Here is an 11056-nt window from a genome sequence, read left to right on the forward strand (position 1 = left end):
CTCGGCCGGGTAGGCCGCGGCGCGGCCGGCGTCGGATACTGCGCCCGCGCCGTCGGGCGCGCCGACGAGCCCGGGGCCGGCGTCGGACGCCGGCCCCGCGGTTTCGTCAGGCCGTTCAGTCACGCCCGGTGAGCCCGGCCGTCGACTCGATCACGGCCTTCATCTTCTTGTCGAGCGCCTCGAAGAACATCGACAGCGGGAACTCGTCGTCGAGCACGAGGTCGGTGTACCCCTTCGGCGCGCCGGCGAGCACCTCCAACGGCAGGCCGCGAGCCCAGGTCGACGCCGGGTTCGGCGTCAGGGTCTTCGCGATCATCTCGTAGGCGGCGAGCCAGTGTGCCTTCTTCGGCCGGTCGATCGACGCCCAGTAGAGCTCGTCGATCTGCGCGCCGAGCGCGACGACCACCTCGGGCACGGCGTCCCAATCGAAGGTCAGCGCGGTGTCGGTCCAGTGCAGCACGTGGTGCTGGTGCATCCACGCGAACAGCAGCTGGCCGCCGAGCCCGTCGTAGTTGCGCACCCGGCTGCCGCTGATCGCGAACCGGAAGATCCGGTCGAAGATCACGGCGTACTGCACCAGTTTCGCGTGCCTGCGCGCCTCGGGGCTGGCCGCCTCGTCGCGCTCGATCGTGACCGATTCGCGGAACGCGGTCAGGTCGCAGCGCAGCTCCTCAAGGGAATAAAGGAAGAACGGCATCCGCTGCTTGATCATGAAAGGGTCGAACGGCAGGTCGCCGCGCATGTGCGTGCGGTCGTGGATGAGGTCCCACATCACGAAGGTTTCCTCGGTGAGGTGCTGGTCGTCCAGGAGCGCGGCGGCGTCGGCGGGCAGGTCCAGACGGGTGATCTCGGCCGCCGCGTGCACGACCCGGCGGAACCTCGCGGCCTCGCGGTCGGCGAAGATCGCCCCCCAGGTGAAGGTGGGGATCTCGCGCATCGCGACGGTCTCGGGGAACAGGACGGCCGAGTTGGTGTCGTAACCGGGCGTGAAGTCGAGGAACCGGATCGGCACGAACAATCCGTTCGTGTACTCCTTTTCCAGCTCGTCGATGAACTCCGGCCAGATGACCTCGATCAGCACGGCCTCGACCAGGCGGTTCGTGCTGCCGTTCTGGGTGTACATCGGGAACACGACCAGGTGACGGATGCCGTCGCTGCGGTGCCGCTGCGGCTGGAAGGCCATCAGCGAGTCGTAGAAGTCGGGCTCGCCGAAGCCGTCCGCGGCCCAGCGGGAGAAGTCCGCGGTGAGCGCCGTCAGGTAGGCGGCGTCGTGCGGGAACCGCGGGGCGAGCTCGTCGACGGCCGCGGTGATGGTCGCGACGTGGGCGGCGGCATCCGTGTGCGCGGTGGCCTCGGGGACCGAACCGTTCTTGACCTGCAGGGCCTGCAAGGCGGTGGCGGCGGCCTTGAGTCGGAGCCACGCGGGGGACGAAGCGACGTCCTCGAGAACCTCGGGCTCACCGACCAGTGCTTCTTGCGCAACATAATTCGACATGGGAACCTCCCGTCCTCGTGAGTGCCGCGGTTGCGGCGGGGTATCGGCGCCCGGCTTCAGCGCCACGGTCCAGCGTATCGGGACGACCCCGGCGTTTTCTTGCGATTTCCCGCAACGAATCGCCGGAAATATGGCCTGATCTCGCCGAATTCGAGCGTTTCGGTCGAGGTCGACACTTCCGCCGGTCGGTTTCGACCGAAAAGGTAGATCTCGGCGGAGGATCGGGGGCAAGAATGGGGAGTGCACGTGTCCACCCGCAACCGGAAGTGAAGCAGATGGCATTCGAAGAAGTCATCCGGACGGTCGTGCAGGTGGTGGAGGCCGCCGGTGCCGGGATCATGGTGCTGGGCGGGGCATCCGCGTTCGTCGTGGCGGTGCCGCGGGCGCTGGCCGTCGCCTCACGGAAGAGCGCATACACCGAGCTGCGCCGCAACCTCGGCCGGGCCATCCTGCTCGGGCTGGAGGTGCTGATCGTGGCCGACATCATCCGCACGATCCTGGTCGACCTGACCACGGAGAGCGTGCTCGGCCTGGCCGGGATCGTCATCATCCGCATTCTGCTCAGCTTCTCGCTCGAGGTGGAGATGGACGGCGTCTGGCCGTGGGCGCGCTGGCGGGTGCGCCGCGGCGATCCGCCGGCCTGACCTGCCCCGGCGGCCTGCCGGGCGACCACGATCGCATTTGCCTCGAATGTTGCGGTCGGCGGTGCGCGGGCTTCGCGTAGGAGCGCGGCCGGGTTTGGCTGGTCACCACTGCAATCGGGCCATGACTGACGGCTGCGACGGCCAGTCCACGGCCAGTCGACGGCTCTGGAGCCGAGCGAGTGGCCCCCGGTGCCCCTCGAAAGCCGTTATCGTTGCTAATGATACGTGCACATTAAGAGAACCTTCTCAGCCGGCCACCGCGGTTCGCACTGAGTTGTGCCCAGCGGAGACTCCCCGTCCCGCATCCACACCCTAGGGAGAACCAAGTGGCATCGAAACCTGCTGCAGACATTATTGAAAGCATGGGAGGGGCCGAAAACATAGTCGGCCTCACCCACTGTGCGACCCGCCTACGTTTCCAGCTCAAGGACGCATCGGGCATCGACCAAGCGTCGGTTGAGGCGATACCTGTCGTCCTGGGCGCTGTTGCTCAGACCGGAAACCGCTACCAGGTGGTCATCGGCGGGGCCGTCGAGACCGTCTACAACGACATTATGGCGCTGCCCGCATTGAAGAAGATGCACTCCGGCGACAGCCACGCCGGCGACACCATCGCCGACGTCAAGGCCGCGGAACGCGCGAAGGGCCCGCGCGGAAAGTTCGCCGGTCTCGACACGTTCTTCGAGGTCCTGTCCGACTCCTTCCGCCCGATCCTCGGCGCGCTGCTCGGCGCATCCCTCTTCATCACGTTCATGGCCCTGATGGCGACTCTCGGCGTCATTCCGGCCTGGAACTCACCGGGCGTCACCCTTGACCCGTCCTGGCAGTTCGTCAACCTGATGTGGCAGGGCGTTTTCGTCTTCCTGCCGCTCATGGTGGCCTACAACGCCTCGAAGCGGCTCGGCGCCGACCCCTGGGTCGGCTTCGCCATCATGGCCGTCGTCATGCTGCCCGGCTTCGCCGCGCTGGGGGCTTCGGACGGGGCGGAGACCGTCTTCGACGGCAAGGCAGCCATCGTGCAGATCTTCGGTCTGCCGCTGACCGTCACCGACTACAGCTCGCAGGTGTTCCCGCCGCTGCTGATGGCAGCCGTGCTCGGGTTGCTGACCAAGTATCTGAAGAAGATCATTCCGGCCAGCGTGCAGCTGATCTTCGTGCCGTTCATCAGCATGCTCGTCATGATTCCGCTGACCGCCTTCCTCATCGGCCCGATCGGCGTGTACGGCGGAGCGGGCCTCGGCAACTTCCTCAAGTCGATCAACGATTTCTCACCGTTCATCTTCGCGGTCGTCATTCCGCTGGCCTACCCGTTCATGGTGCCGCTCGGCCTGCACTGGCCGCTCAACGCGATCATGCTGCTGAACATCCAGTCCCTCGGCTATGACTTCATCCAGGGCCCGATGGGCGCCTGGAACTTCGCCTGCTTCGGCGCAACCGCGGGCGTGCTGTTCCTCTCCATCCGTGAGAAGGACCGCCAGATGAAGCAGACGGCGACGGGCGCACTCGCGGCCGGCCTCCTGGGCGGTATCTCCGAACCGTCGCTCTACGGCATCCACCTGCGGTTCAAACGCATCTACCCGCGGATGCTCGTCGGTTGCCTCGTCGGTGGCGTCATCATCGGCCTCGGCGGCGGAGTGAAGACCAGCGCATTCGTCTTCACCTCGCTGTTGACCATCCCCGCGTTCGACAACATCCCGCTGTATGCGGGCGCTGTCGCTGCTTCCTTCTTCACCGCGATGATCCTGGTGATCCTCTCCGGCTACCAGACGCCCGAACAGAAGGCGGCTGTCGCCGCTGAGGTCGAGGCTCGGGAAGCCGCCGAGAGCACAACGGCCGCCGTTGGCTCGACTGTCTCAGCGCCGGTCGTTGCGAGTGCGGCAGGCACCGGGACCGCGACCACGGGCACGGCGACCGCGGTCGCCACCGTCCTGGCCACGATCGGTTCGCCCGTCGCGGGCGTCGTCGTTCCCCTCTCCGAAGTGCCGGACCCAGTGTTCAGCAAGGGAATCGTCGGGCTCGGCGTCGGAGTCGATCCGACCGAGGACACCGTGTACGCACCTGGTGCGGGCAAGGTCGTCGTCGCCCAGCCGACCGGCCACGCCTTCGGGCTGCTGCTCGACAGCGGCGTTGAACTGCTCATCCACGTGGGCATCGACACCGTGAACCTGGCCGGCAAGGGCTTCGACGTCAAGGTGGCCGCAGGCGACCGGGTCGAGGCCGGCACTCCGCTGGTGACCTTCGACCGCAAGGTGATCGAGGCTGCCGGCTACTCGCTGGTCACCCCGGTGCTCGTGACGAATCCCAAGAAGTTCGGATCTGTCGATCAGGCGGCGTCCGGCCACGTCTCGGTCGGCAGCCCGCTCATCACGGTCGCGGCCAAGTAGGACACCTCACAACAGAGGGTGGGCAGAGAGTCTCCTCTGCCCACCTTTTCTGTCTGCGTGCACGCGTGCGTGAGTCAGCGTCTGCCGGGTCAGTGGTTTCCGAGTCAGCGGTTGCCGGGTCAGTGGGCGGATGCCGCGCGCAAGCGCCAGAGCGAGGTCACTTCTTTCGAACGGGCGAGGTACAGCGGGTCGCTCGCGTCGGCCGCTTTGCGGTGCACGGGCCGGGTGTCCTGCCGGGCGACGATCTCGAGGCCGGCGTCCTCGACGAGGTCGAGGAGCTCGCTCCGGCTTCGCAGCCCGAGGTGCTCGGCGATGTCGGAGAGCACGAGCCAGCCCTCGCCGCCCGGTTCGAGGTGGTCCGCGAGTCCCGAGAGGAAGCCGCGCAACATCCGGCTGGCCGGATCGTAGACGGCGAAGTCGGTCGCGGTCACGGCGGCGGCCGGGATCCACGGCGGGTTGCACACGACGACGCTCGCCCGACCGGCCGGGAACAGGTCCGCCTCGACGATGTCCACGGCCCCGGCCAATCCCAACCGGGCGATGTTCTCCCGGGCGCAGGCCAGCGCCCGCGGTTCCTGGTCGGTGCCGACGACGCGCGCTATGCCGCGCCGGGCGAGGATCGCGGCGAGCACGCCCGTTCCCGTGCCGATGTCGAAGGCCGAGCTCGCCCCGTCCGGCAGGGGAGCCTGGCGCACGAGGTCGAGGTATTCGCCGCGGACGGGGGAGAAGACACCGTAGTGCGGGTGGATGCGCGCCCCGAGCGCCGGGACGTCGACGCCCTCGACGCGCCATTGGTGCGCCCCGATCACGCCGATGAGCTCGCGCAGGGACACGACCGACGGCTCGGCCGCCGGCCCGTACGTCTCGGTGCAGGCATCCGCCACCTGCGGCGCCCGGCGGAGGGGAACCGTGTAGTCGGCGCCGAGGGGAACGAGAACCAGGCCGAGCAGGCGGGCCCGGCGGGCTGCCTCGGCGCGGGTGCGGTGGAACGCGGTCGCCAGGTCGGGTGACGGGGTGTGCCGGCCGCGGTCGACGCGGCGCGCGAGGGCCTGCAGCAGCTGGCGGGCGCCCAGGTAGTCGCCGCGCCACAGCATCCCGGTGCCCGCCTTCGCCAGGCGGTAGCCGGCATCCGCGGTGAGGGTGTCGTCGACGGGGACAATGCGTTTCGGCGGCGCCCAACCGCTCTCGGAATGCCAGGCCGCCGACCGCGCCTCGCCGGCCTCGACCCAGGTTGCGCGGTCCGGTGACGGATGCCCGTGCGTGCCGGGGGCGGAATTCGTGCCGTTCATCGGGTCCATCTTCGTGCTCCGTGGCGTCGAGTTCGACCTTTTCGGTCGAACCCGCCTGGTGTGCGGGTCGAGTTCGACCGGAAAGGTCGATCTCGGCGGTGTGGGGGCGGGCGTGGGGTGGTGGGTGCGGGCGGGGGTGCGGGGCGACGAACAGCTAGCGCAGCGCCGGCATGACCTCGCGCTCGAACAGCTCGATGCCCGAGCGGTCGTAGGCGGCCTCCGGAAAGTAGTGGATGGCGTAGCCCAGGCCCCGCTCCTTCATCCCGTTCAGCCGCTCGACGACCTGCTCTGGCGTGCCGACGCCCTGCGCCTGCCCGGTGCGGTACTCCGCCATGAAGTCCGCGGCGCCCGTGGCGCCGAGGTGGGGCGTGACCCGCGCCTCGATCACGTCGAGGCGGTCGGCCACCTCGGCCTCGGTCGCCGCGATCACGGTGTTGTAGTTGGCCGAACGCGTGATGGCACCGAAGTCCGTGCCCAGCACCCGGCAGTGTTCCTCCAGCAGGGCGCTCTTGTGGCTGAACCCCTCCGGGGACCCGTCGAAGTTGGTGTAGTTCGCGTACTGCGCCGCGATGCGGAGGGTCACCTTCTCGCCGCCGCCCGCGATCCAGATCGGGATGCCGCCCTCCTGCAGCGGGAGCGGCCGCACGATCGCGCCGTCCACCTGGTAGTGCGTGCCGTCGAGGGTGGCCGTTCCGGTCGTCCAGGCCTGCTTCATGATCTCGACGCCCTCCTCGAGCCGGGCGAGGCGCTCGCCGGCCCGGGGGAACCCGTAGCCGTAGGCGCGCCACTCGTGCTCGTACCAGCCGGCGCCGATGCCCATCTCGACCCGGCCGCCGGAGATGATGTCGACGGTTGCGGCGACCTTGGCGAGGTAGGCCGGATTGCGGTAGCTCATGCAGGTGCACATCTGGCCGAGCCGCACCCGCTTCGTCGTGGCCGCGAACGCACTCATCAGGGTCCAGGCCTCGTGCGTGGCCTCGGCGCTCGGCACCGGGACGGTGTGGAAGTGGTCGTACACCCAGATCGATTCCCAGTCGCCGGCGTCGGCGTGCGCGGCGAGGCCGCTCATCGTCGCCCACTGCTCGGCGGGGTCGATCCCGACCAGATCGTGACGCCAGCCCTGGGGTACAAACAGTCCGAATCGCATAGTTCGAGCCTAGGCGCAGTCGGCCGGGAGCCTGGCGAAAGCCCCGGTCTCGCGGTGCCGGTGCCGGATCGCCGCCCCGCATTGTCAATACGCGTGCATGGGTTGCACAGGTAAAACTGAGGATTCGTCCAGTACGGGCGTGCAGACTGTCACCTTCGCCCGCACGGCCGCACCGGCCGCGGGTCCACCGACCCGGCGCCCCCTGCCTCGACTGCCCGTTGGCGCCGCAACCTGGAAGCCATGAACCCCCTCCTCCGCACTCTGCTTCGCCCCTTTGCCCGCGCGCAGCGCACGCCGCCCTCCCGCAAGGCGCTCGCCGCCAGGCGGCGGCGCACCCGCACCACGGTCGTGTCGGCTGCGGCCGCCCTGGCCCTCACCGGACTGATCGTGGGTGCCGCCTCCTCGGCCCGGACGAGCCGGGCGACCGCCGCGAAAATCGCGGCGACCACCGAACTCTCCCAGAGCACCGGCCTGCGCCAGGACCAGCTCGCCGTCTACCCCCGGGCGGCCAAGGCGCACGCCGACGGGCGCGCAAAGAACACGCTCAGGGACGCCACCGTGGTGATGGCATCGACCAGGGACAAGGTCGATGTCGGACCGCTGGCCGCATCCGTCACGTCGCTCGCGAACTACGAGACCCTCGACCTCGACGCGGTGATCTCCCTGACCGGTCAGACCCGCGCCGCAGCGTCCACCGTGCAGGCCGCAGCGGTCGAAGCCGACCGGGCCGCTGCCGTCGCGGCCGCTGCGGCAGCGGATGCCGCGGCCACCGCGCTCGCGGCTGCCAACACCCCCGACGGCGCCCGAGCCATCGCCCGCGACCTGGCCGCATCCCGCTACGGCTGGGGCGACTCGCAGTTCTCCTGCCTGGCGCAGCTGTGGGCCAAGGAGTCGGGCTGGTCGTACACGGCCCTCAACGAGGGCAGTGGCGCCACCGGCATCCCGCAGGCCCTGCCGGGAAGCAAGATGGCCTCGGCCGGCTCGGACTGGCGGACCAACGCCGGCACCCAGATCACGTGGGGCCTCGACTACATCAGCCGCGGTTACGGCACCCCGTGCTCGGCCTGGTCGCACTCGCAGGCGATGGACTGGTACTAGGCCGGCCGCGCGGCCTCGTCGGCGAGTGAACCGACGGAACCTGCCCAGAGGGGCCGACCGTTCCGGCGCGCACCTCGCCGGCGACCCGATGGGAAGGCCGACCGGTCAGGTTCCGCCCTCGAGGGCGAGCGTGATCGCGGCAGCGTGCGCGCCGACGGCATCCAGATAGCGACCTCCGCTCGGTTCCGGTGGCGGAGCAGCGCCGAACCGGTAGACGAGCGGATGCCCGGTCGGCAGGTTGAGCCGGTGGATCGCGTGGTCGTCGAGCGCGTCGAGCACGGCGCAGAACGCACGAAGGGAATTGCCGTGCGCGACGACGAGAACGGTCTGCCCTGCCGCGAGCCGCGGTTCCACGCGTTCGACGTGGAAGGCGGCGACCCGGGTCATCACCTCGCTGAGGGCTTCGGTGCGGGTGAGGGCCTCGGCCGGGAGCCGCCGGAAGAGGTCGGTCTCGCGCAGCGCGGCGAACGCGGCGTCGCCGAGCGGCGGCGGCGCCGTGTGCACCGAGCGGCGCCAGGCCAGGAACTGCTCCTGGCCGAACTCGGCCCGGACGTCCTCTTTCGACCGGCCGGTCAGGGCGCCGTAGTTGCGTTCGTTCAACCGCCAGTCCGCGGCGGACGACACCGGGTGGGGAGGCAGGTCCCTGGTCACGATCTCGGTGGTCTGCCTGGCCCGGTGCAGCTCGGAGCTGAAGACGGCCTGCGGGCCAAGGCCGGCGGCGGCGAGAAGGGCGGCGGCGGCGTGCGCCTCGCGGATCCCGCGCACCGACAGCGGAGCATCCAGAACGCCGGTGAACAGCCCGGCCGCATTCGCCGTGCTCTCGCCGTGACGGAGGAGGACCAGGATGCCGGGGTCGGCCACGGGTCACCAGCCTGTTCTCCATCGCGGGTGGCCCCGCGCCGGGGTGCCGGCTGCGCGGTCGTCCTGTGCCGTCGTTCGATTTCAGGCTACCGGTTTCAGGCTGCCGGTTTCAGGCTCCCGGTTGCGGTCTGCCGCGGTCGAGGCGCGGACGCCCGGGACGTGCCCGGTGAGCGGTCAGAAGCCGCCGAAGTCCCCGCCGCCGAAGTCGCCGCCGGAGCCTCCGCCGAAGTCCCCGCCGGAGCTGCCGCCGAAGTCCCCGCCGGAGGAGGCCGTGTCAGCGCCGGAGGTGTCGCCGCCGGCATCCGTGCCCCCGGAGTCGCCCGGCAGGAACGTGCTCATCAGGGCGGACCCGATGACATAGCCGGCGACCGTGCCGAGGATGGTGCTGCCGACCATGCCGCCGAAGCCGAGCCCGCCTTGGCCCTGGCCGCCGAAGCTGCGGGCGAGGGTGCCGGGCTGCCGGATTTCCTGGCGGGTGGCGGCCTGGGCGAGGGTGGCCGGTTCGGCGTTCGCGGGGCGCTCGCTGGCGTCGGCGTTCTCGCTCAGGCGGCGGAAGAGCAGATCGCGCTGTTCTTCGGTGAGTTTGCCGAACGCCTCGGTGTGCACCTGTTCGATCGTTTCGGGCGGGGCCGTGCGCAGCAGGTACTCGTAGCGTTCGACGGCGATCTCGTCGTCCGTGCGTTTCGGTGTGGTCTGGCGGCCGGCCGGGCGCTCCGGTTCGTCGCGGCCCAGGAGGCGGTCGAGGAATCCCATGGTGTGCTCCTTCTGACGGTCGAGTTGTCTGGCGCGCGTGACGTCGGTGACGCGGTGACGGATGCGCCGGTGTCGGCCAGACTGGCAGGCGAGGCTGGGCGCGGGCTGGGCTTCTTCTCGCAGTCGGCCGAGCCACGGCGTAGCATTCGATCGTCCGTCCACACGCGTTCGCGCAGACCGAGGAGGCAGCCGTGAGCGCTGGTGGAGAGACCCTGCTCGGCATCGACCTGGGAACCAGCTCGGTGAAGGTCGCGCTCTTCGACCCGGCGGGGCGGCGGCTGGCCGGCGCCCGGGCGGCATACCCGCTCGACGCGCCCCGCCCCGGCTGGGCCGAAACCAATCCCCGCGCCTGGTGGGCGGCGGTCTGCGCGGCCGTGCGGGAGGTGACGGCTGCCTCCGAACGAAACGTCGGCGCCATCGGGCTGTCGGGCCAGATGCACGGCCTCGTGCTCGTCGACGGGCGCGGCGACCCGGTGCGGCCCGCGATCACCTGGGCGGACACCCGGGCGGCGGGCCTGCGGTCCGAGTGGGCCCGGCTGGCCCCCGCGGTGCTCGGGCGGCTCGGCAACCCGTTCAGCCCGGGCATGGCCGGGGTGCTCCTCGGCTGGCTGGCCCGGCACGAGCCGGAAAGGCTCCGCGCGGCATCCGTCGCCCTGCAGCCCAAGGACTACCTCCGGCTGCGCCTCACCGGCCTCGCGGCGACCGAGCACACCGACGCCTCCGCGACCCTGCTCTACGACCTGACCACCCGGGCGTGGCTGACCGACCTCGCCGTCGACCTCCGGATCGACCCGGCGCTGCTCCCTCGCATCAACGAGGCCGCCGAGATCGCCGGTCCGCTGACGACGGATGCCGCGGCCGACCTCGGCCTGCGCGCGGGCATCCCGGTCGCCCACGGCCTCGCCGACACCGCCGCCGCGATGCTCGGCAGCGGGCTGGTCACCCCCGGCACCGTGCAGCTGACCCTGGGCACGGGCGGCCAGTTCGTCACCCCTGTGGCCGCGCCGGCCCCGGCGGCCGAGCGGGGCATCCACAGCTACGCGGCGGAGTCCGGCTGGTACGAGATGGCGGCGATCCTCGGCGGCGGGCTGGCGCTGGACTGGGTGCGCCGCCTGCTCGGCTACGAGTGGCCGGAGTTCTACGACCTGGCCGCCCGGCCGATCGGCCCGGGCGCGCCGCTGTTCCTCCCGCACCTGGTCGGTGAGCGCACGCCCTACCTCCGGCCGGACCTGCGCGGCGCGTGGGTGGGGCTCGACCTCGGCCACGACCGGTCCGACCTGGCCAGGGCGGCGCTCGAGGGAGTGGCGCTCGCCCTCCGCACGGCACACGCCGCGCTGGGCGGCCGGCCGGCCGGGGACCTCTGGCTCGCCGGCGGCGGCACGACC

General features: G+C 70.6%; 9 protein-coding genes. 4 read left to right on the forward strand and 5 right to left on the reverse strand.

Annotation, left to right across the window (positions count from 1 at the left end; genetic code table 11):
* Positions 1-115: 115 nt before the first annotated feature.
* On the reverse strand, positions 116-1495 hold the full coding sequence (locus E3T48_RS05555) for a DUF6421 family protein (protein ID WP_134522831.1): 1380 nt from the start codon (positions 1493-1495) through the stop codon (positions 116-118).
* A 275-nt stretch (positions 1496-1770) separates the two neighbouring features.
* Between E3T48_RS05555 and E3T48_RS05560 the strand changes: the two genes are divergently transcribed.
* Together E3T48_RS05560 and E3T48_RS05565 are read left to right on the forward strand one after the other, a co-directional pair.
* Positions 1771-2139, forward strand: coding sequence for a DUF1622 domain-containing protein (locus E3T48_RS05560; protein ID WP_134522832.1), 369 nt, complete (start codon positions 1771-1773; stop codon positions 2137-2139).
* A gap of 326 nt (positions 2140-2465) precedes the next feature.
* Positions 2466-4523, forward strand: a complete 2058-nt coding sequence (locus E3T48_RS05565; RefSeq protein WP_198417625.1) for a glucose PTS transporter subunit IIA — start codon at positions 2466-2468, stop codon at positions 4521-4523.
* A gap of 119 nt (positions 4524-4642) precedes the next feature.
* On the opposite strand, the gene E3T48_RS05570 is transcribed toward E3T48_RS05565, so the two are convergent.
* Both E3T48_RS05570 and E3T48_RS05575 read right to left on the reverse strand, forming a co-directional pair.
* The gene (locus E3T48_RS05570) at positions 4643-5812 is read right to left on the reverse strand and encodes a methyltransferase (RefSeq protein WP_134522834.1); all 1170 of its coding nucleotides are present in this window, start codon (positions 5810-5812) and stop codon (positions 4643-4645) included.
* 154 nt (positions 5813-5966) lie between these two features.
* Positions 5967-6959 (reverse strand): LLM class F420-dependent oxidoreductase, encoded by a 993-nt coding sequence (locus tag E3T48_RS05575; RefSeq protein WP_134522835.1) that lies wholly within the window; start codon positions 6957-6959, stop codon positions 5967-5969.
* Positions 6960-7199: 240 nt separating this feature from the next.
* Between E3T48_RS05575 and E3T48_RS05580 the strand changes: the two genes are divergently transcribed.
* A complete protein-coding gene (locus E3T48_RS05580; protein ID WP_134522836.1) occupies positions 7200-8057 on the forward strand; it encodes an aggregation-promoting factor C-terminal-like domain-containing protein in 858 nt (285 codons plus the stop codon).
* Between the two features lie 105 nt (positions 8058-8162).
* Here E3T48_RS05580 and E3T48_RS05585 read toward each other — a convergent pair whose 3' ends face one another.
* Complete coding sequence (locus E3T48_RS05585) at positions 8163-8918, reverse strand: 2,3-bisphosphoglycerate-dependent phosphoglycerate mutase (RefSeq protein ID WP_134522837.1); 756 nt, start codon at positions 8916-8918, stop codon at positions 8163-8165.
* Positions 8919-9092: 174 nt separating this feature from the next.
* Positions 9093-9671 (reverse strand): hypothetical protein, encoded by a 579-nt coding sequence (locus E3T48_RS05590; RefSeq protein ID WP_134522838.1) that lies wholly within the window; start codon positions 9669-9671, stop codon positions 9093-9095.
* A 191-nt stretch (positions 9672-9862) separates the two neighbouring features.
* Here E3T48_RS05590 and E3T48_RS05595 point away from each other — a divergent pair.
* Positions 9863-11056, forward strand: a 1194-nt coding sequence (locus tag E3T48_RS05595) for a xylulokinase (protein WP_134522839.1), incomplete at its 3' end; no start/stop codon positions are given.

This window comes from Cryobacterium fucosi (assembly GCF_004403515.1).
GTDB classification, from domain to species: Bacteria; Actinomycetota; Actinomycetes; order Actinomycetales; family Microbacteriaceae; genus Cryobacterium; species Cryobacterium fucosi.

What these genes read in the sequence shown, in the direction of transcription:
- E3T48_RS05555 (WP_134522831.1), bottom strand. Translation starts at nt 1,495, where the DNA reads ATGTCGAATTATGTTGCGCAAGAAGCACTGGTCGGTGAGCCCGAGGTT.
- E3T48_RS05560 (WP_134522832.1), top strand. Translation starts at nt 1,771, where the DNA reads ATGGCATTCGAAGAAGTCATCCGGACGGTCGTGCAGGTGGTGGAGGCC.
- E3T48_RS05570 (WP_134522834.1), bottom strand. Translation starts at nt 5,812, where the DNA reads ATGAACGGCACGAATTCCGCCCCCGGCACGCACGGGCATCCGTCACCG.
- E3T48_RS05575 (WP_134522835.1), bottom strand. Translation starts at nt 6,959, where the DNA reads ATGCGATTCGGACTGTTTGTACCCCAGGGCTGGCGTCACGATCTGGTC.
- E3T48_RS05580 (WP_134522836.1), top strand. Translation starts at nt 7,200, where the DNA reads ATGAACCCCCTCCTCCGCACTCTGCTTCGCCCCTTTGCCCGCGCGCAG.
- E3T48_RS05590 (WP_134522838.1), bottom strand. Translation starts at nt 9,671, where the DNA reads ATGGGATTCCTCGACCGCCTCCTGGGCCGCGACGAACCGGAGCGCCCG.